The organism is Mycolicibacterium sp. lyk4-40-TYG-92, from assembly GCF_030209435.1.
Taxonomy (GTDB): Bacteria; Actinomycetota; Actinomycetes; order Mycobacteriales; family Mycobacteriaceae; genus Mycobacterium.
On record NZ_JARVRX010000003.1, the window covers coordinates 129,654 to 151,746 of the forward strand.

A 22,093-nucleotide genomic window follows, 5' to 3' on the forward strand; every position below is an offset into this window, starting at 1 on the left:
CACCAAGACCGTCAACAAGCGCGGCGCCACACGGGAACGGATGGTGCGCAGCGCCGCCGCCGTGCTGCGCGAACGCGGTGCCGCAGGCGTGACCATCGACGAGGTGCTGGTCCGCAGCGGTGCGCCGCGCGGCTCGGTCTACCACCACTTTCCCGAGGGCCGCAGCCAGCTGCTGATCGAGGCCCTGCAGTTCGCCGGTGATGCGATCGCCGCCCACATCGACGGTTCGGCCGCATACGGCGGCATCGCCCTTGTCCGCGGATTCGTCACCTTCTGGGATCGCATCCTCGCCGACAGCGACTTCACCGCCGGCTGCCCGGTGGTCGCCGCCGCAGTCGGGTCGGGCGATGAAGCACCGATCCTGACGCCCATCGCCGCCGAGATCTTCGACCGGTGGCGCACCGCGCTCGGACACGCCTTCACCGCGGAAGGCTTCAGCGACACCGATGCGTCAACGCTGGCGGTCACCTGCCTGGCGGCGCTCGAGGGCGCCGTGGTGCTCAGCCGCTCGTCGCAGAGCGTCGAACCGTTGCACGACGTCGCCACCCAGCTCGAATTCCTCATCAAAGCAAAGGCTTTCGTCAAGAACAACGGCCTGCCAACCGCGGGCGGTTAGCCTTCCGCGCGCACCCACCGCGCACACACGAAGTCCCCGTTGACCGCGGACTCCTGCAACCGCCACTCCGAGCGCACCGGCAGCACGGGCGCGCCTTCGCCCAACGAGCACGGCGCGTAGGACACCACGAGTTCGTCGACCAGACCGGCCGTCACGAACTGCGCCGCGACGTCCCCGCCTCCGAGGACCCACACGTCACGCTCGCCCGCCGCCTCGACGAGCGTCGGATGCAGTTGCGCCACATCACCGCTCACCGCCTGCACCGGATGCCCGTCGACGACGACGCACTGCCGCGAGGTGAGCACCCACGTCGGTTGGGGGTACGGCCAGTCGCCCGGCTCGTTCTCGACGACCCAGCGGTACGTCGTCGACCCCATGACGAGTGCACCTACGGACTTCTCGAACGCCTTGTAGCCGAACGGCCCGTCGACGTCGATGTCGCGCGAGAGCAGCCAGTCCAGGCTGCCTGCGGAGTCGACGATGAAGCCGTCCAAGCTCGATGCGGTGTAGTAAATGGTCGCCATCGCAGCGAGTATGCCGGGACCCACCGACAATCCGGGGTGCCACGATTAGTGTTGCCGGATGGACGATTTCGACGCGCTCCGCGCCGACGACGGTGACCTGGCGGAACTGCGCGACGACCTGCGCCGGTTCCTGGCCGCGGACGCGGAGCAGTTCGGCTGGCAACCGGGCGTCGACTGCTGGCTGTCGAAATGGGACGCCGACTTCAGCGTGCGGCTGGCGGCAGCCGGCTTCGTCGGGTTGACCATCCCCGTCGAGTACGGCGGCCGCGGGCGCAGCCATATGCACCGGTACGTCGTCACCGAGGAACTGCTGGCCCACGGCGCCCCGGTGGCCGCCCACTGGATCGCCGACCGGCAGGTGGCGCCCGCCCTCCTCACCTACGGCAGCGAGGAACAGCGGCGCCGCCTGCTGCCCCGAATCGCCTCCGGCACCCTGTATTCCGCCATCGGCATGAGTGAGCACGAGGCGGGTTCCGACCTGGCCGCCGTCACCACCAGGGCCACGCGCACCGACGACGGCTGGCTGCTGAGTGGTAGCAAGGTGTGGACCAGCGGCGCACACCTGGCACACCAGATCGTGGTGCTCGCCCGCACCAGTCCCCTGGACCCGAAACATCGGCACGCGGGGTTCAGCCAGTTCATCGTGCCGACCGACGCCCCGGGCGTCACCATCGAACCCATCGTCCAGATGAACGGCGAACACCATTTCAACGAGGTGCTGTTCGACGACGTCGCGCTGACCGACGCGGACCTGCTCGGCACCGTCGGCGCCGGCTGGCACCAGGTGACCTCCGAACTGGGTTTCGAACGCAGCGGGCCGGAACGCTTCCTATCCACGGCCACACTGCTTTTCGCGCTCATCGAGGCACTGCGCGACGACCCGCGCGCCGACGTCGGTGATCTGCTGGCGCGGATGATCTCGCTGCGCCAACTCTCGATATCGGTCGCCCGGGCACTGACCGCCGGCCGCGACGCCGCGGTGTCCGCCGCACTCGTGAAAGACCTCGGTACCCGTTTCGAACAGGATTCCGTCGAGATCGCGGCCGAGTTGCTGGACCGGTACGACGGCCCCGGCCGGCCGCGACTGCGGACGATGCTGGACACCGCCCGCGTACACGCACCACTGTTCACGCTGCGCGGCGGTACCAACGAGGTGCTACGCGGCATCGTCGCCAAGAATTGGACCAAACAGGCTGCCACCCAACATGATTCGGACGACTACGCCGAGCTGCGCGAACTGGCCGACCAGATCGGCCGCACGGCCGCGCCCGCCAGGACACTGCCGCTGACGTTCGACGACGCCCTGTGGCGCACCGCCGAGAGTTCCGGACTCACCCGGCTGAGCAGCGACGCCGACGCCGGACCCGCCGCCGCGGCCGTCGTGCTGGGCACCCTGGCCCGTCATGCCGCCGCGGTGCCGATCGCCGAAACCGATGTGCTCGCAACATGGTTGGCCACCGAAGCCGGCCTGCCGGTACCGGAGTCGGGACCGCTCGCGCTGGCGCTGGACGGTGTCGCCACCTGGCCCCAGTGCGGGCCCGTGGTGGTGGCCACGCACGCACCGGACGCGCTGTACGTCGCGCTGCGCGATGCCCCGACACTCGTCGAGAGCGGACACAACCTTGCCGGCGAGCCGCGGGCCGCTGTCGAATTCGACACCGCGGCAGCCGATGTCGTCCGGCTGCCCCTCACCATCGCCGAGGAGCTGACCATCCGCGGCGCCTGGTGTCGCTGCGTGCAGATTGTCGGCGCATTCGATGCGGCCGCACAACTGACCGTCACGCACACCGAAATGCGCGTGCAGTTCGGCCGCCCGCTCGCGGCGTTCCAGGCCGTGCAGCACTCGCTGGCCACGATGCTCGGGGAGATCGAACGTGCCAGGGCCGCAACCACTCTCGCAGTCACCGCCGCCGCGCAATACGGCTTCGGCGACGACCGCACCGCCTATGCGACGACGGTGGCCAAAGTCGCCGTCGGCCGGGCCGTCGCCCCGGTGACGACCATCGCCCATCAGTTGCACGGTGCCATCGGCACCACCGCGGAACATCCGCTGTGGCGCGCGACCCTGCGGGCACGCAGTTGGGCCGACGAGTTCGGCACCACCAGCTGGCATGCCCGGCGTCTGGCCGGCCGCACGGCGACGGCGGACCCGTGGGATGTGACGGTGGGCCGCATCGCAAACCCGTTGTGACCTAGGTCAATATCGGCGCCGATAGTGCGTTCCGTCCGTTTGTGACGGCGACCACTGCGCTACCGGCGGTCCCGGTAAAAACTCGACACATGTCCAAATTGAGTGGCACTTTCGCCGCGTTGGCCGTCTGTGCCGCCCTGCCCGCCGCGACCGTCGTCGCCGCACCCGCCCAGGCCGCCGGCACGGCCCGCCAGACCCTGATGTCGCGGACCTACACCTGCGACCGGCAGCCGATCAACTACATGAAGTTCCGGTTCCCGGCGGTGCCGACGGCTGAGATCACTTCCGACGGGCGCACCGCGACCGCCCACATCGAGATGCTCGACGGGGCCCGCAACGCGCAGTACACGGTCCGGGTGATCCCGGCCCCGCATGCCACGCTCGGCTGCCTGCCGGGTGACCCGAGCATCGCCACCGGCGCGCTGAGCACCGACGGCTTCGGCAACGGCAGCTCGACTGTCCAGCTTTCCGTCGCCCCCGGCACCACCGGTGTCTGGGTCGCGGTTGATCTGCCCCAGCCGAATTCGCAGAGCCCGGCCGAGTTCTACAGCAGCGACTTCGTCGCCTCGGTCTGACCCCGCTGGCCGGCGGCAGCCGTCTCCCGGTAGAACAAACACATGCGCTACCGGGAGAACATGACATCGCGGCGACTCGATGGCCGTAAGGCCGCGGTGCTGGCAGCTGCCCTGCTGCTGGCCGGATGCTCGGGTGACAAACAGCCGGCGCAGCCGACCACCTCGACGTCGAGCGCGCCGGCGCCCAGTTCCTCAGCCGCCCCGAGCACGCCCGACGCCGGCGCACCACCGTCCCCGACCAGCCGTCAGCTCGACGGCGGGACCTGCCTGCAACTCACCAGCGCGGTGGTGAACCTGATGTCCGGCACATCCCCCGACGACGCGAAGGCTGCCGGGGACACCATCAACGGTTTCCACCCGCCGGCCGATGTGCAGGCCGCCGTGACGCATTTCGTCAAGACCAACGGCCTGCACAGCAGCGATCCCGACCGCAGCCAGTTCAGCCGCACGCTCAACAACTGGGTTGAGCAGCAGTGCCCGGTGCAGCAGCCGGAAAAGAAACCCAAGTAGCGAAGGTCAGCTACCGGTCCACTGCGGGGGGCGCTTCTCGGCGAAGGCCACCGCGCCCTCGCGCGCGTCCTTCGACATGAAGACCGGCCCCAGGATCGCGGCCTGCTTGTCCCATTTCTCCGCGTCGGACCAGTCGGACGACTCGACGATGATGCGCTTGGTGGCGGCGACCGCGAGCGGGCCGTTGGCGGTGATGCGTTCAGCCAGCGCGAGGGCGGCATCGAGTGCGCCACCGGCCTCGGTCAGCTCGTTGACCAGGCCCAACTCATGAGCCCGCGGAGCGGTCAGGTTGTCACCGGTGAGCGCGAGTTCCATGGCGATGGCGTACGGGATGCGCTGCGGCAGCCGCAGCAACCCGCCACCACCGGCGACCAGACCACGCTTGACCTCAGGGATACCGAAAGCCGAGGCGTTGGAGGCCACGATCAGGTCGGCTGACAGCGCCAGCTCGGTGCCGCCCGCCAGCGCGTAGCCCTCGACGGCCGCGATCAGCGGCTTGGCCGGTGGGCGCTGCGTGAAGCCGAGGCCACGGTCCGACAGGACGTTCTCGCCTTTTGCGAAGGCCTTGAGATCCATGCCCGCACAGAACGTGCCGCCGGCACCGGTCAGGACGCCGACCGACAGTCCCGGATCCTCGTCCAGGCGGTCCGCGGCAGCGGCCAGGCCCTTGCTGACCGCTGAGTTGACAGCGTTCTTGGCCTGGGGCCGATTGATGGTGATGATCAGTATGCGGTCGCGCTGTTCGACGAGGACAGCATCTTCGCTGGTGGCTTCTTCGGTCACGACGGTGATGCTAGCCACAGGGGATTGGCGTCCGGCGGTCAACCAGTGAATAATCGAAAATTAGAACATGTTCTAGTTTTTGCCGCAGCCAGAGGAGAAACCGTGGCCAAGCTGCCCGAAATCACCAAATTCGACCCCGATCTGACCGAGAAGGTCATGGGAATTCTCCGCCCGCTGCTGAAGATCTATCACCGCTCCGAGGTCCGCGGGTTGGAGAACATTCCGCTGGGCGGCGCATTGGTGGTGAGCAACCACTCCGGCGGCATGCTGCCCATGGACGTGCCGATCTTCTCGTCGCACTTCTACGACAAGTACGGCTACGACCGCCCCGTCTACACCCTCAGCCACGCCATGCTGATGGTCGGCCCGACCGCGGACTTCTTCAAGAAGACCGGCTACATCCTGGCCAGCCACGAGAACGCCGACGAGGCGCTGCGCTCCGGCGGCCTCGTCGTCGTGTTCCCCGGCGGTGACTACGACGTCTACCGGCCGTCGACCGACGCCAACAAGATCGACTTCGACGGCCGCAAGGGCTACGTGAAGGCCGCCATCAACGCCGGCGTGCCGATCGTGCCGATGGTCGGCATCGGCGGCCAGGAGACCCAAATCTTCCTCACCCGCGGCGAGAAGATCGCCAAGGCCCTCGGCCCCATCGCGCGCGCCGCCCGTGCCAAGGTCGTGCCGCTGTCCATCGGCCTGCCGTTCGGGCTGTCCGCCGTGCTGCCGTTCAACGTGCCGCTGCCCTCGAAGATCGTCATGCAGGTGCTGCCGCCCGTCGATCCCGCCGCCATCGCGTTCGCGTCCGGCGATGAACCCGACATCGACGCGGTCGACGCGCATGTCCGCAAGGTCATGCAGGTCGCTCTCGACGAACTCGCCGAAGAGCGCCGCTTCCCGGTACTAGGCTGACCGGCCGTGGGTATCACCGACAAGCTGGCCGCGACCGCCGGCCTGGTCAACACCATGGTCCGGGCCGGCGTCATCGCCCCACTCCGTCCGGACAAATACATCCGGATCGCCGGCGCCATGGCGCGCGAAAACATGAGCGTCACTTCGGGTTTCGCAAGTTCCGCGCAGCGTTGCGGTAACCGTCCCGGCCTGATCGACGAGCTGGGCACGCTGACCTTCAGCGAGCTCGACAAGCGTGGCGACGCGTTCGCCGCCGCCCTGCAGATGCTGCCCTCGGCCAAGGTCGTGGGCATCATGGCGCGTAACCACCGCGGCTTCGTCGACGCGTTGATCGGAGCGAACCGCATCGGCGCAGATGTGTTGCTGCTCAACACTTCTTTTGCCGGGCCCGCGATGGCAGAGGTCGTGGCGCGCGAGAACGTCGACGTCATCATCTACGACGAAGAGTTCACCGCGACGGTGGATCGTGCGCTGCAGGATCAAAGCCGCCCCGTCAGCCGCATCGTCGCCTGGACCGACACCGAAGACCACCCGCTCACCGTCGAGTCGCTCATCATCGATCACATGGGCGTACAGCCCCGGCGCACCGGCGAGAAGAGCCGGGTGATCCTGCTGACCTCCGGAACCACCGGAACCCCCAAGGGCGCCAAGCATTCCGGCGGCGGCCTCGACGCGCTGAAGGCGATCCTGGACCGCACACCGTGGCGCACGGAGGAGACCACCGTCGTCGTCGCGCCGATGTTCCACGCGTGGGGCTTCTCGCAACTGGTGTTCGCGGCGTCGATGGCGTGCACCGTCGTCACCCGCCGCAAGTTCGACCCGCAGGCCACGCTGGCGCTGGTCGACAAGTACCAGGCAACCGGATTGTGTGTTGTCCCAGTGATGTTCGACCGCATCATGGAACTGCCGGACCACATCCGCAACCGCTATAGCGGCCGCTCGCTGCGGTTTGCCGCGGCCTCCGGTTCGCGCATGCGCCCCGATGTCGTCACGTCGTTCATGGACCAGTTCGGTGACGTCATCTACAACAACTACAACGCCACCGAGGCCGGCATGATCGCCACCGCGACACCGGCCGACCTGCGCGCCGCCCCCGACACCGCCGGCCGTCCGGCCGAGGGCACCGAGATCAAGATCCTGGACGCCGACTTCAAGGAGTTGCCGGCGGGTGAGGTGGGCACCATCTACGTGCGCAATTCCACGCAGTTCGATGGCTACACCACCGGTGCCACAAAGGATTTCCACGACGACTTCATGTCATCGGGCGACGTCGGCTACCTCGATGCCGCCGGCCGCTTGTTCGTGGTGGGCCGCGACGACGAGATGATCGTGTCGGGCGGCGAGAACGTCTACCCGATCGAGGTGGAGAAGACGCTGTCCACTCATCCCGAGGTGGCCGAGGCCACCGTATTGGGTGTCGACGACGAGCAGTACGGCCAGCGCCTGGTGGCGTTCGTCGTGCTGACAGACGGTTCAGCCGTCACCGCGGATGCACTCAAGCAGCACGTGCGCGACAACCTGGCCAATTACAAAGTGCCACGGTCGATTACGGTGCTGGGCGAGCTGCCACGAAACAGTACCGGGAAGATCGACCGCCGCGAGCTGAAGGCGCTGGCCGATGGCGCGTAAGTCGGTGACCCTGCTGCGGGCCGTCCTCGGACTCGTCAACGCCACCAACGCGGCCAGCCCGCTGGCCCGCTCCGGGAACCCCGGCATCGTCGCGTTCGCCTACGGCTGGCCGTCCAGTGAAGCGGCCGGCTTCGTGCTCAGTTCCTCGATGCTGTCCGCGATCCGCCGCGGCCGGCGCGGTGATTTCTCCGGCGCCGGTGGCCGAATCGCATTGGCTATCAACGCGATCACGTGGGCCATCCTGGGGTACATCTTCGCCCGTAGCCGGAGCTCGCAGCCGGCGTTCGAGAAGCCGCTGACCGACGTCATCGGTCCGCGCAACCCCACCGACCCGGGCGTCCCGCGCCTGCCCGGCATCGGGCGCACCATGCTGTCGCGCCGCAAATACAACAAGGACACCGTCAAGTACGGCCCGCACCGCGCCAACCTGGCCGACATCTGGCGCCGCCCGGACCTACCGAGCGACGGCAAAGCCCCTGTGCTGCTGCAGGTTCCGGGTGGCGGATGGATGCTCGGCGATCGCCGGCCGCAGGCGTACCCGCTGATGGGTGCCCTGGCCGACCGCGGCTGGATCTGCGTGTCCATCGGCTACCGCGTCAGCCCGAAACATCAGTGGCCGGCGCACATCATCGATGTGAAGCAGGCACTGGCCTGGGTCAAGGAGCACATCGCCGAGTACGGCGGCGACCCCGACTTCGTCGCGATCAGCGGCGGCTCGGCGGGCGGCCATCTGTCGTCACTGGCAGCCCTGACGCCCGGGGATACCCAGTGGCAGCCCGGTTTTGAGGACGCCGACACGTCGGTGGTAGCCGCGGTTCCGGTGTACGGCCGGTACGACTGGTTCGGGTTCGAAGGCCCCGGGCGCGCCGAGATGATGCGCGCCCTCGAGCAACTGATCATCAAGAAACGGTTCGCCAACGATTCGAAGGTGTTCCTCGACGCCTCTCCCATCAAGCGGATCGGCCCCGACGCCCCGCCGTTCTTCGTACTGCACGGCACCAACGACACGTTGATCGACGTGCAGGAGGGACGCGATTTCGTCGCCGCGCTGCGGGCGCAGTCACCGGCGCCGGTGGCGTACGCCGAGATCCCCAACGCGCAACACGCATTCGACGTCTTCGGTTCGGCACACGGCCGCTACACCGCCGAGGCCATCACGCGGTTCCTGGAATGGGTGCGGGCCGAGAAGGGGCACGTAGCGGTCCCCAGGGACGGCGTCGGCTAGCGGCGAAACCGCCCGCCGGGGCGCAGACCCTACTGCGCCATGGCGGTCTCGACGACCGTCAGCTCCTCGGAAAGCCCTGCCGCCCTGCGGATCTTCTTGAAATCCTCGACCATGCCGGCGGTCACCTCATGCGGATCATCGGTGGTCGAACCGTCGGCGAGCACCGAGATGTTGAGCTGGTCGACATAGCTCCACACGGTGATGTTCAGGCCACTGCCCGCCGTGAGCGGGCCGACCGAGTAGATCTCGGTGACGGTCGCGCCGCCCACCTTGCCGACTTCCCGGGGTCCGGGAACGTTGGAGATGTTGAGGTTCAGCACCTTGTTCTGCCCGTCCTTGTTGGACAGCCGGCGGAACATGGCCTCCATCGGCGCCGGCGGCATGTAGGCCGCCCACCGGGCGACGAGCTCCGGGCCGACCAGCTGGTGACTCTCCTTGGCCAGCAGGGCGGCCTCGCGGGCCTGCTGGACGCGCTGCGAGGCGTCGTCGACGTCGACCGGCAGCGCGATCAGCACGCCGCTGAATCGGTTGCCGGAGATACGATCCGGCGAAAAGTCGTAGCTCATCGGCACCGACGCCAGCAGCGGGTGGTCGGCCTTGCCGTCGTACTTCAGCAGCAGCTCCCGCAGCGCGCCCGACGACATGGCCAGCACGAGGTCGTTGATGGTGACGCCGAGCTTCTTGCTGGTCTCCTTGACATCGGCGAGCGCCAGAGTGGCTGTGGCGAAACGTCGTCTGGGAGTGAGCACGTGGTTCATGAAGCTCGGGGGCGGGGTGAACGGCCGGGTCAGTTCGGGCGACAGCTTGCGGGTGCTCTTACGCACCCGCGCCATGCCGTCGGCGGTGTACTTGACCACGCCGGGAATCCGGCTGATCTGCCGGAGGTGATCGACGAAGGCCGAGCGCACCAGCTCGCCGCGCGACGGCGCCGGATCAGCGATGTAGAGGTCCTGATCGCGCTGCGGACCCTCGGTGATGTCCATGCCGAGTGCCAGCAGGTTGGCGGACGCCACCCCGTCGGCCAGCGCGTGATGGATCTTGCCGACCACGGCGACCCGCCCGTTGGCCAGACCTTCGACGAGGTACATCTCCCACAGCGGACGGCTGCGATCCAGTGGGGTACTGGCGATTTCGCCGATCGCCTCGTCCAGTTCGCGGCGGCCACCCGGGGCGGCCACGCGCCACGGCCGGACGTGGTACTCGAGATCGACTGCGGCGTGCTCCCGCCACATGGGGTGGTGGAATTTGAACGGGATGTCGACGAGTTGATAGCCGAAGGGCTCCAGTTTGTGCAGTCGTTCCCGGAGGACGCGGCGGAATTCGTCGATGCCGAAGGTGCGGTCCCCCAAGCCGGACAGGTCGATGACGGCGATCTTGAGGGTGTGCATGTGCACGTTGGGCGTTTCCGAATACAGGAGGAACGCATCCCACCCACTCAGTCGTTTCACTCGACCTCTCCTGCGCTTCGGGTCAGAACCTCGGCCGGTCGAATGGTCTAGACGACCTCTTCGACGCAGTGCTGGTTCTGGTTCCGGCGAACCTCATCGAGGAACAACCCTATGGCAGTGGCCATCGAACCCGTGCGGGCACCGTCGGTCATGTCGAAACCGTGTCCGGCACCGGGCAATTCGATGTAGCTGACCGTCGACGCGGACACCGCGCGCAGCTCGTGCACGAAGTCCCGCGCCTGCGCCACCGGGATGACGCTGTCGCCGCTGCCGTGAATGACAAGGAACGGTGGCGCATCTCGGTGCACGCGCGCGATCGGCGAGGCCTGCCGGTAGATCTCCGGATGCTTGTCGATGCGGCGCCGGACCACGACGCGCTCGAGGAAGTCGACGAACTCCTCGCGCTCCTTGGTGGACCGGTCCTCCCAGTCGTAGCGGCCGTAGATGCCGACGACGGCGTCGACCGAGGTATCGGCGCCCTCAGGCAGCTCCGCCTGCAGTTCGGGGTCGTTGGCCGTCAGGCCGGCCAGCGCGGCGAGGTGACCACCGGCCGAGCCACCGGAGATCGCGATGAAGTTGCGGTCGCCGCCGAACTTGTCGACATTGGCCCGGGCCCAGGCGATCGCGGTCTTGACGTCGGTGATGTGTTGCGGCCAGCGGTGATTCGGGGCCACGCGGTAGTCGATGGACAGGCAGACCCAGCCCTGTTGGGCCAGGTGGCTCATCAGGGCGTAGCCCTGCAGCAGCCGGCTGCCGTGCACCCACGCCCCACCGGGCAGGTAGATCAGGACCGGGGCCGGCTCGCTGGGCAGGTCGTCGGCACGCCAGACGTCCAGCAGCTGCGACGGGCTGTCGCCGTAGCGCACCGAGGTGCGGTGCACCTGGCGCCGATGTTCGCGCGCCCGCCAGAACGGCGGCGTGCGCTCGGGCGCGGGCCATTCGATGTCGAGTTCGGCGGGGGGCACGACGCCCGTGAGTGCGGCCCGGACGACCTCGTTGGTGGAGTCCCGCTCGGCCCGGCGGATCTCGGCGACGCTGGGAGTGAACAGCGCCTTCGACGTCGACGCCCAGAAGCTGGGCACGTGCCGCATGCCCCACAGGGTCATCGCGGTGGCGCCGCCGAGCGGCTCGAGGCTCTTGCCGATCACCGGCAGCGAGGCCGCCGCCGTGGCCATGGCCAACAGGTGATCGGAGGGCTTGGCTGCCATGAACCAGCGCAGCCTGGTGGCCAAGGAAGGGCTGTGAACATCATTGTTCGGTCGAGCCGTCATTTCGCGAGCGTACACCGGGCTGACCACGCAGTTTCGGGGCCACGGGAAGTTCGCGGTCACAGTTCGACGACTGTTCGTTTGTGAACTGCATCACAGCTGATCAGGGCCTATTCGAAGTCGTACCGTCGTGCTTACAGTCGAGCAATGGGTACCTCAGCGCTGGCGATCACCGACGACCACAACGACCTCGCGGACTCGGCAACGGGACTGCTGCACCGGCTCGGCAGCCGGGCCGCCGCCCGCGCCACGCTCGAGGGTGGGCCGTCGCATCCGGCCGGTTTCTGGACGGCCGCCGCCGGTCTCGGATGGCAGGGCCTGGCCATCCCCGAGGCCTACGGCGGCGCCGGTTTCGGGCTGCCCGAGCTGGCGGTGGTGCTCGAGGCGCAGGGCCGCGAACTGTGTCCCGGGCCGTTCCTGCCCACCGTCGCCGCCGCCGTCGTCATCGACCGGTGCGGAACCGACGAACTGCGCGCCGCGCTGCTGCCCGGGCTGGCGGACGGCACCACCGTCGCCGCGCTGGGATTGTCGGGCCACGTCCACATCGCCGGCCACACGGTGTTCGGCGAGAGCCCGACGGTGCTCGGCGCCCCGGATGCCACGCTGCTCGTCCTGGTCGCCGGTGACGACGTGGTGGTCGTCGACGCCCAGGCCACCGGCGTCACCGTCACGCCGCTGGACGGGACGGACACCACGCGCAGCATCGGCTCGGTGACGCTGGACCAGGCCGCGGCAATCACCGTCATCCGCGGTGCGGCGACCAAGGCGCACACCGCTTTTCGCGTCCTGGCCGCCGCCGAGGCCGTCGGCGTCAGCTGGGCGGCGCTGGAGATGGCCGTCGAATACGCCAAGGTGCGCGAGCAGTTCGGCCGCACCATCGGCACCTTCCAGGCCGTCAAACATCACGCCGCCAACATGCTGGTGGCCGCTGAACTCACCACTGCCGCCGCGTGGGACGCGGCCCGCGCCGACGATCTGGACGATGCCTGGTTCGGCGCGGCCGTGGCCGCCACTCAGGCGATGCACAGTCAGATCTTCAACGCCGAGAACAACATTCAACTGCACGGCGGCATCGGCTTCACCTGGGAACACGACGCGCATCTGTATCTGCGCCGCGCTCTCACGCTGTCCGCACTGACCGGAGACGGCGCCGACCCGTTGGCCGATGTGGTCGAGGGACAGCGCACCGGGCGCGCCCACAGCGCGTCGTTCGCGCTGCCCGAGGAGGCCGCCGAATATCGCACCGCCGCTCGCGACGCCGTCGCCACCCTGCGGTCGCTGCCCGACGACAAGCAGCGGGACTTTCTGGTCGTCTCCGGCTATCTGGTGCCGCACTGGCCCAAGCCGTGGGGCCGCGACGCGGGCGTGCTGGAACAGCTGGCCATCGAAGAGGAGTTTCGTGATGTCGAGCGGCCCGACCTCGGCATCACCGGCTGGGTGACGCTGACCATCGCCCAGGCCGGCACCGACGAGCAGCGTGAGCGCTGGGTGTACCCGGTGCTGCGCGGCGAGATCATGTGGTGCCAGCTGTTCTCCGAACCCGAGGCCGGCTCGGATGCGGCCGCGGTGCGCACCAGCGCCAAGAAGGTCGACGGCGGCTGGCTGGTGACCGGCCAGAAGGTGTGGACCAGCCTGGCCCAGTACTGCCAGTGGGGCCTGGCCACCGTGCGCACCGACCCCGATGCGCCCAAGCACGCCGGCGTCACGATGATGGCGATCGACATGAAGGCGCCCGGCGTGACCGTCAACCCCCTCAAGGGTCTGACGGGCAACGCCCACTTCAACGAGGTGTTCTTCGACGAGGTCTTCGTCCCGGACGCCGACGTCATCGGTGACGTCAACAAAGGCTGGCTGGTGGCGCGGGCGACGCTGGGAAACGAGCGGCTGTCGATCGGCGGCGGCTCGGGTGCGCAGTCCGGCTTCAGCGCGGACGACCTGATCACCCTGCTGGACGCGGCCCCGCCCGAGCTGGCGGCCGGGCTGCGCGACCGGGCCGGCGCGGTGATCGCCGAGGGACACACCCTGCGGCTGCTGAATCTGCGCCGGATCAGCCGGGCCATCGCGGGCACCGGTCCGGGACCCGAGGGCAATGTCACCAAACTTGTGGTCGCCGAACAGGGACAGCGGCAGACCGAGCTGGGCATGAAACTGGCCGGCCCCGCGGCCGTGACCGGGCAAACTCCCGCGCTCACCCAGGCCTACCTGGGCTACCGCGCCATGACCATCGCCGGCGGTACCTCGGAGATCACCCGGAACACCATCGCCGAACGCATTCTCGGACTGCCCCGCGACCCTTTGCTCAAGTAGGCGCTCACCCATCACGACTCGGCCCCGACTCGGTAGCGATCGATCCGCCAAGCTGCGCCGATCGGTCGAATATGTCACGCTAGGCACCGATGAGTGTGCTATCGGTCAAGTTCTGGACGCAGCGCCGCGCTTTGCTAGCGGCTTTGCTGTGCGCCCAGCTGATCGCCGGCGTGGTCACCGTGGCCGCAGTGGGCCCGTCCGCCGGCGGCGCGACCGACGACGACCACACCGACGCCGTCTTCCGCAGCGCCCATGCCGGCAGCTGCCTGACCTGGCAACCTGAGCCGCCGCAGCGCCCCGCCTTCGTCCAGTGCAGCAGCCCGCACCTGTTCGAGGTCGTCAACGCGGTCCAGGGCGACGGTGACCAGGAATCCTGCGCGGTGTCGGGACGCCGGTACCTCGGCTCGCACTACGACCCCAACGGCCGGTTCGCGTATGGCCTACTGCGCTCGGTGGGCGAGGGTTCCGGGCCCCGTATCTCGCTGTGCGGACTGCAACTACCCGGCCCGAACGGCGAGCAGCTGCCGTTCCGCGGGCAGGTCGCCGAGCAGGACCAGTCGCGGGTGTGGCCGCCGGGCACCTGCCTGGGAGCCGACATGAAGGGCGGCCAGACGGGCCTCGTACCCGTGGACTGCGCCGAGGCGCACTCGGTCGAGGTCGTCGGCCCCATCGACCTCGGCGCGCACTTCCACGACGGCCCGCCGCCCTCGGATGCCGAGCAGGACGACGTGCTGCGGCCCGCCTGCGTCACGATGGCCGCCGCCTATCTCGCACCGAAGACCCTGGCCGGCAGCGCGTTGACCCTGAACCACCGGCCGATCGGACCGGCCAGCTGGGCCGCCGGCAGCCACCAGGTGCTCTGCGTACTCGCACCCCGGACACCCGGCCCGATGACCGGCAGCGTCAAGGCTCCCGGCGGCGCCACTGCAGTGCCCGCTCCCGTGGCCGCGCACCCGGTCGCACCTCCGCCGCCCGCCACGACGACGACCGTCGCTCCGACGAGCAGCGAGCCGACCACCGCCGCGGCTCCGACCGTGGCGCCGAGTACCGCGGCGGCACCGGCGTCGTCGTCGTCGCCGTCATCGTCGTCGTCCTCGTCGGCGGCGACTCACACCGCCGAAGCACCGAGTCCCGCGGTCACCGACACCACCGCGCCGCCGGCGGCCCCGGCGTCGCCCGTCGACAACCCGGCGCACGTTCCGCAGGCGCCCCCGGCCGAACCGGCGCCACCGGCCGAGCCGGCCCCGCCGTCGCATGTGCTCGAACTCCCGGGCATGGCCCCCATCACCCTGCCCTGGGCCCCGCCTCCGCTGTAGTCAGCCGCCGAGACTGACCACAGGGAGAATTTCGGGCAGGTTTTCCGCCACCCAGTCAGTCTCGCGGGAGTTATCCACAGCGAGGACCGACAGATGCTGGCTTCGTCGCCGAATCACGGGGCACACTGCCGACGTGGGGGAGCCGTTCATCGGGAGTGCCGCAGTGTCGGCGGGTCGCCTTACCCGTCATCAACTGCGGACGTCTTACGTAGCAATCCACAAAGACGTGTACGTGGCGAAGGGAACCCGCCCAACCGCGATCATCCGGGCGAAGGCAGCATGGCTGCGCTCCCATGGCGCAGGAGTTCTCGCGGGGTTCTCAGCGGCGGCAATGCACGGCGCCAGGTATATCGATGCGTCCTTGCCCGCCAACATCATTGGTAGCCCATGCCGACCGACGCGCGGCATCGTGGTGTGGGCCGACCACCCCGACGCCGATGAGGTGTGTCAGATCGGCGATCTGCGGCTGACCACCGCGGCCCGCACCGCGGTCGACCTGGCACGCAGGTTCCCCGAGGACATGGCGGTCGCCGCCATCGACGCGCTGGCGCGAGCAACGAAACTAACGGTCGCCGACATCGAATTGGCGGCACAGCGTCATCCAGGTCAGCGCGGAATCCGGCAGGCACGGAAGTCCATCGCGCTGGTCGACCCGAAAGCCGAGTCGCCGCAAGAAACCGCCTTGCGACTGCTCATTGTTCGGGCGGGGTTCCCAAGGCCGGTGAGCCAGCATCCGATCCTCAACGAATTCGGTGTGCTGATCGGCGTCGTCGATTTCGCCTGGCCGGAATTGCAGGTCGCCGTCGAATACGAGGGTCGGCACCACATGGACCCCGACCAGATCCGCAAGGACATCGCCCGGATCGAGGAGATGGTCGAGATGGGCTGGCACGTCATCCGCGTCACTTCGCGCGATCCCGCCGGTGTTGTGCTCCGCAGGATTGCCCATGCCCGCACGTCGCGGGGCGCGGTGGACGACGTGGATCTGCGGATCGATTGCGCCGAGTCCTCGTGGCGGTACGCCTCATGAACCGAGCCCACCGCCCAGACTGACCACGTGGCGATTTCCAGCCAGGTTTTCCGCCGCCCAGTCAGTTTCGCGAGCCGATGACAGCGACCGCTGCGACTAGCGGACCGCGGCCTCCAGGTCCGTCAGCGAATCTTCGAGGTGAACCAGCAGCCGCTGCAGGTGCGGCACGCTGTGCCGGCAGCCGACCAGCCCGAAGTCGAGGTTGTCGCCGTTGTTGACCAGCGTGATGTTCAGCGCCTGCCCGTCCAGCGCGATCGACAGCGGGTAGTTCCCGTCGAGCCGGGCGCCCTTCCAGTACATCGGCACCCGCGGCCCCGGCACATTCGAGATGACGATGTTGAACGGCGGCGGGGCCGCGTCGACGAAACCCGGCACAGTGGACAGCGCGATCGGAGACAGCAGCAGCGCCGACAGGGCCAACGACTCCGTCTTCGACAACCCGGCGAACACCTGCTTGTTGCCGTGCATCGAGTCGGCGATGGTCTGCAGCCGCGTCGCCGGATCCTTGACGTCGGTGGCCAGGTTGCACAGGATCGCGCCGACCTGGTTGCCGCCGGCATCGGCGTCGGCCTCGGACCGCAGGCTCACCGGGACCATCGCGATGAGCGGCGCGTCGGGCAACGCGCTCTGCTCGAGCAGGTAGGCGCGCAACGCACCCGAGCACATGGCCAGCACGACGTCGTTGACGGTGACGCCGGCGGCGGCCTGCTTGACGGCCTTGATGCGGGCGATCGGCCAGGACTGGGCCGCCACGCGTCGGGCGCCGCCGATCTTGACGTTGAACATCGTCTTCGGCGCGCTGAAGGTCCGGGTGAGGTTCTGCTCCAGCAGCACGGCGCGGGCCACCCGGAAGGTCGACGGCGCGAGACCGGCCGCCGCGCCGACGGCGCCGACCGCCGAACCGATCAGGGATGTGCCCTGCTTCGGCGCGCGCTTGCGGGACGGCAGGTCCCACGGCACCCGCACCTCCGTCTCGGCCGGGTCCTCGGACAGCGTGCGCATCGCCATCCGCAGCGCGGAGACCCCATCCAGCAGCGCGTGGTGGGCCTTCGAATAGACGGCGAACCGACCGTCGTCCAGGCCTTCCACGAAGTACGTCTCCCACAACGGACGGTGCCGGTCCAGCAGACTGGTATGCAGCCGGGAGGTCAGTTCCAGTAGTTCCCGGATCCGGCCCGGCCTGGGCAGGGCCGACCGACGCACGTGGTAGTCGACGTCCACGTCGTCGTCATAGGCCCAGCCGAAGCTCGCGATGCCGCCCAGAATTCGCGCCGGGCGTTTGCGGTAGGTGGGGTTGAAGTCGGTGTGCGCCAACATGTCCCGATAGAGCTCGGGCAGGAACTCCGGCCCGGATCCCTCGGGCGGGGTGAACAGCTGCAGGCCGCCGACGTGCATCGGATGCTCGCGCGATTCGCCGAGCAGAAACATGGCATCGGTCGGCGACATGATCTCCACCAGCCAAGTAAACCCCGAATCGGCCGGCCGTAAACGTCAACTCATCAAGGTTGACGTTCGCCCGGTGGCGGCGGGTTGGCGACCACCGGGAACTGGCCGGTGAAGCCCTGCCGCTGTTTGGCGATCTCCAGGACCCGGCCGCGCGCGGCGTACCAGCCGAGGATCAGCGCCGGGATGATGATCACCAGTGTCGCCACCGTCCAGGTGCCCACCGGCTTGTCGAACGCCATGAGCACCAGCACCGCGGCAAGGAAGGCCAGCGTCGCGTATCCGGTGTACGGCGCGCCCCACATCCGGAACGCGGGCCTGACCATCTCCCCCCGCTGCGACCAGCGGAACAGCTGCAACTGACAGATCACGATGGTGGCCCACGAGGCGATGATGCCCAGCGCCGCCATGTTCAGCACGATCTCGAACGCCTGGGCCGGCACGACGCCGTTGAGCACGACGCCCAGGAGGCCGATGCTGGCAGTGAGACAGATACCGCCGTACGGCACACCACGTTTGGACATGACGCCGGTGAACTTCGGGGCACTGCCGTTCATCGCCATGGAGCGCAGGATGCGGCCGGTCGAGTACAGCCCGGCGTTCAGGCTCGAGAACGCCGCGGTGAGGACGACGACGTTCATCAGGGTGCCGGCGCCCTCGAAACCGATCTTCGAGAAGAACGTGACGAACGGGCTCTCGCCCGGCTTGTACGCGGAGTACGGCAGCAGCAGGCCGAGCAGCACCAGCGAGCCGACGTAGAAGAGCGCGATGCGGAAGATCACCGAGTTGATGGCGCGCGGCATGATCTTGTGCGGTTCGGCCGTCTCACCCGCCGCGGTGCCGACGAGTTCGACTGCGGCATAAGCGAAGACGACACCCGATGTCACCACGACAAGGGGCAGCAGGCCCGTCGGGAACAGGCCGCCGTGGTCCGCGACGACGCTGAAGCCGGTGGACTGACCGTCGACCTTGAAGCGGCCGGCGAGGAAGACGGTGCCGACCACCAGGAAGGTCACCAGCGCAACAACTTTGATCAGGGCCGCCCAGAACTCGAGCTCGCCGAACAGCGTCACCGAGATCAGGTTCATGCTCAGCACGATGGCGAGGGCGATCAGCGCGATCAGCCACTGCGGGATCGCGTCGAACGCCGTCCAGTAGTGGAAGTAGGTGGCGATGGCGGTCGAGTCGACGATCGACGTCATGGCCCAGTTCAGGAAGTACATCCAGCCGGCGACGTAAGCCGCCTTCTCGCCGAGGAATTCACGCGCGTACGACACGAACGACCCCGACGACGGCCGGTGCAGCACCAGCTCCCCCAGGGCCCGCAGGATCAAAAAGACGAACGCGCCGCAGATCAGATAGACGAGGAACAGCCCTGGCCCCGCGTTGTGCAACCGGCCGCCGGCACCCAGGAACAGGCCGGTGCCGATGGCACCGCCGATCGCGATCATCTGCAGCTGGCGCGGTTTGAGCGTGTGGTGGTAGCCCGCGTCCTCGGCCGTCAGACCCGGTGGCTCGACATGCGTATGCGGCGTGGAAGTCATAGCGTTTCAGTGAACACTGATGCGCAGTCTCGCGCAGGACAACGAGTTTCCTGTGTGTGAACCCGCCGAGACGGCCCAGGTCGGTAATGTCGGTCGAATGTCGGGCCTCTCCCAAACAGTCGACTTCCACCCCGAGCTGGCGCGGGCCGCACGGTTCATGCCGCGCAGCCCCATCACGCCGTGGAACATCCGCGTTGTCCGGCTGCTGTCCAAACTGATGGAACGCCGCACACCCGAGGGCATCGAGGTGCTGACGCTGCCGTCGGGCGTCGGAATCCGGCTGCACCGCCCGCCCGCCGGGGCCGACAGCGGCGGTGCGCTCCTGTGGATCCACGGTGGCGGCTATCTCATCGGCAGCCCCGCGCAGGACGACGCGCTGTGCCGGCGTTTCGCCGACGAGCTGGGCATCACGGTGGCCGCCGTCAAGTACCGGTTGGCACCCGAGAATCCGTATCCGGCCGGGCTCGAGGACTGCTACACGGCGCTGAGGTGGCTCGTCGACCTGCCGGGAGTGGACCCCGCCCGGGTAGCGGTCGGCGGCGCCAGCGCCGGTGGTGGGCTGAGCGCGGCACTGGCCCAGCTGGCGTACGACCGTGGTGAAGTCCCCTTGGCGGCACAGCTTCTGGTGTATCCGATGATCGACGACCGGTCGGGGAGCCAGCCGGGGCTGGACCACCCGGGGCACAGGTTGTGGACGCAGAAGTCGAACCGCTTCGGCTGGGGTGCATACCTCGGTGGCGCCGATCCCGCGGTGGCCGTCCCCGCCCGGCGGACCGACCTGTCCGGTCTGCCGCCGGCCTGGGTCGGGGTCGGCACCTTCGACGTCTTCCACAACGAGGATGTCGAGTACGCCGAGCGATTGCGTGCGGCGGGTGTGCCGTGCGAACTGGAAGTGGTGCCGGGCGCCTATCACGGGTTCGACGGCGTCGCCGCCAAGACCCAGGTGGCCCGCGACTTCTTTGCCAGCCAGGTGGAGTTCCTACGGCCGCTACTGAACCCGGCCGTCGTCGGCTAGGCGCGTCGGCTAACCCACCGGCAGGCCGGGCCACGCCGGCGGCTGCCGCAACCCCCTGCAGCACTGCCGATCCCGCGCCGCGGCCCGGGAACAGCGTGATCTTCGTTACTTAGATTATATTAACTAATTGATATTTGCGCACGTCAATGCCTATTTTCGGAAAATTAGCCGATCAAATAAACCCTTGCGGGGAAGCATTTGAGGGCGCATGGTTGTTGAAGAGACCAACGACCAACTCGGTCGTGATCTTCACCGAGAAGAGGCACGGCAATGACCACCCTGACCCATCAGACGACCGAAAACATCGGCCCCCTGCGGCAGCTGTTCCGGCGTTCCACCGCTGTGGTGGTGCTGACGGCGGCAGGCTTGGGCGTGGCCGGCTACATGGCCCTCGGCATGCTGCAGGACAAGCCGGCCGACCCGGTACTGCCGGCGTTCTCGGCGGTCCCGGTCCCGTCCGCTCCGGACATGGACAAGCTGCAGAACCTGGGCCAGCTCGCCGCCATCGTGCAGGGCCCCCAGGCGCACCCGGCCCGCTAGGCCTGAACACCTCCGACCTGACCACTGAGCCGCCCCCGATTTCGAGGGCGGCTCAGTGCTGTCCGGCGACTACTGGACGACGTGCGCCTTGCCAACGGTGGCGCGGTTGGCCAGGTTCTGGGCGACCTCGGCGTGCCAGAGGTCGTTGGCGTGGGTGGTGTCGACTTCCTGTTCGAAGCGGGCGACCATGTCGGGTTTGATGTCGGCGACGTCGACGTAGAACTGCTCGTACCAGCGGCGGTGCTGGTAGACCGGGCCGTCTTCCTCGGTCAGCAGCGGGTTCTCGATCCGCGTCTTGTTCTTCCAGATCTCGACGTCTTCCATGAAGCCGTCCCCGAAACTGCGGCTCAATGACGCCGCGAGCTTGGCGGTCTTGTCCGCCGGCATCCCCGGGTTGTTCTGCACCGCCACCCCCCACTGCAGCACGAACGAATCGTGGGTGACCGGGTAGTGGCAGTTGATCAACGCGATCTCGACGGTGAAGTTCGGGGCCAGATCGTTGTGCAGCCAGTTGATCATGTACGCCGGCCCGAAATACGTCGCCTCCGACCGCAGGTAGGTGCCGTCCCACAGCTCCCGGGTCGCGTAGTCCGGGCGCGGCTTGGACTCCATGAACTGGCTCGCGGTGTGACCCTCGATGACGTTCTTGAAGTACGTCGGGTAGGCGTGGTGGATGTAGAAGAAGTGCGCCATGTCGACGTTGTTGTCGACGATCTCGCGGCAGTGCGATCCCTCGATCAGCAGCGCGTTCCACTGCCACGGCGACCACCGGCCCTCGGCATACCCCTCGATGGTCGGCGGCGTCAGCTCCGGCCCCGGTGTCGAACCCTCCGGGTCGTGCCAGATCAGCAGCTGCCCGTTGACCTCGGTGCTCAGCCAGGTGCGGGTGCGGGCCAGCCGCGGCGTGCGCTTGGCATACGGCACCAGCTGGCACCGGCCGTCCCCACCCCAGCGCCAGTCATGGAACGGGCACGCCACCGCATCACCTTTGACGGTGCCCTGGGACAGGTCACCACCCATGTGCCGGCAGTAACCGTCGAGCACCTTGATGGCACCGGCCGAGTCGGCGAACACCACGAGCTTGGTGCCGAACGCCTCGACCGCATGGGGCTTGCCATCGCGGAACGACTCGGCCAACCCGATGCAGTGCCAGCCCCGCGCGAACCGCGTCATCTCCACACCCGCATCGATGTGCCTGACCTCAGCCTCAGTCATCTTGC

At 68.3% G+C, this 22,093-nt stretch carries 18 protein-coding genes and 2 pseudogenes; 13 read left to right on the top strand and 7 right to left on the bottom strand.

Going from position 1 to position 22,093, the window contains the following annotated elements:
* Positions 1 to 40 precede the first annotated feature (40 nt).
* Entirely contained in the window at positions 41 to 616 is a 576-nt protein-coding gene (locus tag QRN63_RS06825) for a TetR/AcrR family transcriptional regulator (RefSeq protein ID WP_285030545.1), read from the top strand.
* Here the strand turns inward: QRN63_RS06825 and QRN63_RS06830 are convergent.
* Positions 613 to 1,140: a dihydrofolate reductase family protein gene (locus QRN63_RS06830; protein ID WP_285030116.1), complete on the bottom strand. Its 528-nt coding sequence runs from the start codon at positions 1,138 to 1,140 to the stop codon at positions 613 to 615. The two genes, QRN63_RS06825 and QRN63_RS06830, sit on opposite strands and share 4 nt — an antisense overlap.
* Positions 1,141 to 1,198: 58 nt before the next feature.
* Here QRN63_RS06830 and QRN63_RS06835 point away from each other — a divergent pair.
* The 4 genes and pseudogenes from QRN63_RS06835 to QRN63_RS06850 form a co-directional block, all read left to right on the top strand.
* Positions 1,199 to 2,317 (top strand): annotated as a pseudogene (locus tag QRN63_RS06835) (acyl-CoA dehydrogenase family protein); the annotation flags it as partial.
* 552 nt (positions 2,318 to 2,869) lie between these two features.
* Positions 2,870 to 3,331 (top strand): annotated as a pseudogene (locus QRN63_RS06840) (acyl-CoA dehydrogenase family protein); the annotation flags it as partial.
* A gap of 89 nt (positions 3,332 to 3,420) precedes the next feature.
* Entirely contained in the window at positions 3,421 to 3,906 is a 486-nt protein-coding gene (locus tag QRN63_RS06845) for a hypothetical protein (RefSeq protein WP_267320494.1), read from the top strand.
* A 60-nt stretch (positions 3,907 to 3,966) separates the two neighbouring features.
* Positions 3,967 to 4,416, top strand: coding sequence for a hypothetical protein (locus tag QRN63_RS06850; protein WP_285030118.1), 450 nt, complete (start codon positions 3,967 to 3,969; stop codon positions 4,414 to 4,416).
* A 6-nt stretch (positions 4,417 to 4,422) separates the two neighbouring features.
* Here QRN63_RS06850 and QRN63_RS06855 read toward each other — a convergent pair whose 3' ends face one another.
* Positions 4,423 to 5,199: a crotonase/enoyl-CoA hydratase family protein gene (locus tag QRN63_RS06855; protein WP_267320496.1), complete on the bottom strand. Its 777-nt coding sequence runs from the start codon at positions 5,197 to 5,199 to the stop codon at positions 4,423 to 4,425.
* 156 nt (positions 5,200 to 5,355) lie between these two features.
* Here QRN63_RS06855 and QRN63_RS06860 point away from each other — a divergent pair, with 156 nt between their 5' ends.
* Genes QRN63_RS06860 through QRN63_RS06870 form a run of 3 tightly spaced genes read left to right on the top strand, consistent with a single transcriptional unit; the run spans position 5,356 to position 8,962 of the window.
* Positions 5,356 to 6,108, top strand: coding sequence for a lysophospholipid acyltransferase family protein (locus tag QRN63_RS06860; RefSeq protein WP_285030547.1), 753 nt, complete (start codon positions 5,356 to 5,358; stop codon positions 6,106 to 6,108).
* 6 nt (positions 6,109 to 6,114) lie between these two features.
* The gene (gene fadD12, locus QRN63_RS06865) at positions 6,115 to 7,737 is read left to right on the top strand and encodes an acyl-CoA ligase FadD12 (protein WP_285030120.1); all 1,623 of its coding nucleotides are present in this window, start codon (positions 6,115 to 6,117) and stop codon (positions 7,735 to 7,737) included.
* Positions 7,727 to 8,962 carry an alpha/beta hydrolase gene (locus tag QRN63_RS06870; RefSeq protein ID WP_285030122.1) on the top strand — a complete coding sequence of 412 codons (1,236 nt, stop codon included), beginning with the start codon at positions 7,727 to 7,729 and terminating at the stop codon, positions 8,960 to 8,962. The genes fadD12 and QRN63_RS06870 overlap by 11 nt, the downstream gene beginning before the upstream one ends.
* A 29-nt stretch (positions 8,963 to 8,991) precedes the next feature.
* On the opposite strand, the gene QRN63_RS06875 is transcribed toward QRN63_RS06870, so the two are convergent.
* Positions 8,992 to 10,410 (bottom strand): WS/DGAT/MGAT family O-acyltransferase, encoded by a 1,419-nt coding sequence (locus QRN63_RS06875; RefSeq protein WP_285030124.1) that lies wholly within the window; start codon positions 10,408 to 10,410, stop codon positions 8,992 to 8,994.
* Between the two features lie 47 nt (positions 10,411 to 10,457).
* Positions 10,458 to 11,681, bottom strand: coding sequence for an alpha/beta hydrolase (locus QRN63_RS06880; RefSeq protein ID WP_267320500.1), 1,224 nt, complete (start codon positions 11,679 to 11,681; stop codon positions 10,458 to 10,460).
* 144 nt (positions 11,682 to 11,825) lie between these two features.
* Here QRN63_RS06880 and QRN63_RS06885 point away from each other — a divergent pair, with 144 nt between their 5' ends.
* From QRN63_RS06885 to QRN63_RS06895, 3 genes are all read left to right on the top strand, one after another.
* Positions 11,826 to 13,985, top strand: coding sequence for an acyl-CoA dehydrogenase family protein (locus QRN63_RS06885; protein ID WP_285030126.1), 2,160 nt, complete (start codon positions 11,826 to 11,828; stop codon positions 13,983 to 13,985).
* An 89-nt stretch (positions 13,986 to 14,074) separates the two neighbouring features.
* Complete coding sequence (locus tag QRN63_RS06890; RefSeq protein ID WP_267320502.1) at positions 14,075 to 15,301, top strand: septum formation family protein; 1,227 nt, start codon at positions 14,075 to 14,077, stop codon at positions 15,299 to 15,301.
* Positions 15,302 to 15,434: 133 nt separating this feature from the next.
* The gene (locus QRN63_RS06895; protein ID WP_285030129.1) at positions 15,435 to 16,331 is read left to right on the top strand and encodes a PDDEXK family nuclease; all 897 of its coding nucleotides are present in this window, start codon (positions 15,435 to 15,437) and stop codon (positions 16,329 to 16,331) included.
* Positions 16,332 to 16,427: 96 nt separating this feature from the next.
* On the opposite strand, the gene QRN63_RS06900 is transcribed toward QRN63_RS06895, so the two are convergent.
* A complete protein-coding gene (locus tag QRN63_RS06900) occupies positions 16,428 to 17,786 on the bottom strand; it encodes a WS/DGAT/MGAT family O-acyltransferase (RefSeq protein WP_285030131.1) in 1,359 nt (452 codons plus the stop codon).
* Positions 17,787 to 17,830: 44 nt separating this feature from the next.
* On the bottom strand, positions 17,831 to 19,318 hold the full coding sequence (locus tag QRN63_RS06905; RefSeq protein WP_267320505.1) for an amino acid permease: 1,488 nt from the start codon (positions 19,316 to 19,318) through the stop codon (positions 17,831 to 17,833).
* A gap of 97 nt (positions 19,319 to 19,415) precedes the next feature.
* On the opposite strand from QRN63_RS06905, the gene QRN63_RS06910 reads away from it, so the two are divergent.
* Together QRN63_RS06910 and QRN63_RS06915 are read left to right on the top strand one after the other, a co-directional pair.
* The gene (locus tag QRN63_RS06910) at positions 19,416 to 20,333 is read left to right on the top strand and encodes an alpha/beta hydrolase (protein WP_285030134.1); all 918 of its coding nucleotides are present in this window, start codon (positions 19,416 to 19,418) and stop codon (positions 20,331 to 20,333) included.
* 270 nt (positions 20,334 to 20,603) lie between these two features.
* Positions 20,604 to 20,873, top strand: coding sequence for a hypothetical protein (locus QRN63_RS06915; protein WP_267320507.1), 270 nt, complete (start codon positions 20,604 to 20,606; stop codon positions 20,871 to 20,873).
* Between the two features lie 69 nt (positions 20,874 to 20,942).
* On the opposite strand, the gene QRN63_RS06920 is transcribed toward QRN63_RS06915, so the two are convergent.
* Positions 20,943 to 22,088, bottom strand: coding sequence for a 3-ketosteroid-9-alpha-monooxygenase, oxygenase component (locus QRN63_RS06920; protein ID WP_285030135.1), 1,146 nt, complete (start codon positions 22,086 to 22,088; stop codon positions 20,943 to 20,945).
* Between the last annotated feature and the right edge of the window lie 5 nt (positions 22,089 to 22,093).

Excerpts from the sequence above, each read along its gene's own strand:
- QRN63_RS06825 (WP_285030545.1), top strand. The coding sequence starts at position 41 with ATGGTGCGCAGCGCCGCCGCCGTGCTGCGCGAACGCGGTGCCGCAGGC.
- QRN63_RS06830 (WP_285030116.1), bottom strand. The coding sequence starts at position 1,140 with ATGGCGACCATTTACTACACCGCATCGAGCTTGGACGGCTTCATCGTC.
- QRN63_RS06845 (WP_267320494.1), top strand. The coding sequence starts at position 3,421 with ATGTCCAAATTGAGTGGCACTTTCGCCGCGTTGGCCGTCTGTGCCGCC.
- QRN63_RS06850 (WP_285030118.1), top strand. The coding sequence starts at position 3,967 with ATGACATCGCGGCGACTCGATGGCCGTAAGGCCGCGGTGCTGGCAGCT.
- QRN63_RS06860 (WP_285030547.1), top strand. The coding sequence starts at position 5,356 with ATGGGAATTCTCCGCCCGCTGCTGAAGATCTATCACCGCTCCGAGGTC.
- QRN63_RS06870 (WP_285030122.1), top strand. The coding sequence starts at position 7,727 with ATGGCGCGTAAGTCGGTGACCCTGCTGCGGGCCGTCCTCGGACTCGTC.
- QRN63_RS06880 (WP_267320500.1), bottom strand. The coding sequence starts at position 11,681 with ATGACGGCTCGACCGAACAATGATGTTCACAGCCCTTCCTTGGCCACC.
- QRN63_RS06885 (WP_285030126.1), top strand. The coding sequence starts at position 11,826 with ATGGGTACCTCAGCGCTGGCGATCACCGACGACCACAACGACCTCGCG.
- QRN63_RS06890 (WP_267320502.1), top strand. The coding sequence starts at position 14,075 with ATGAGTGTGCTATCGGTCAAGTTCTGGACGCAGCGCCGCGCTTTGCTA.
- QRN63_RS06905 (WP_267320505.1), bottom strand. The coding sequence starts at position 19,318 with ATGACTTCCACGCCGCATACGCATGTCGAGCCACCGGGTCTGACGGCC.
- QRN63_RS06910 (WP_285030134.1), top strand. The coding sequence starts at position 19,416 with ATGTCGGGCCTCTCCCAAACAGTCGACTTCCACCCCGAGCTGGCGCGG.
- QRN63_RS06915 (WP_267320507.1), top strand. The coding sequence starts at position 20,604 with ATGACCACCCTGACCCATCAGACGACCGAAAACATCGGCCCCCTGCGG.
- QRN63_RS06920 (WP_285030135.1), bottom strand. The coding sequence starts at position 22,088 with ATGACTGAGGCTGAGGTCAGGCACATCGATGCGGGTGTGGAGATGACG.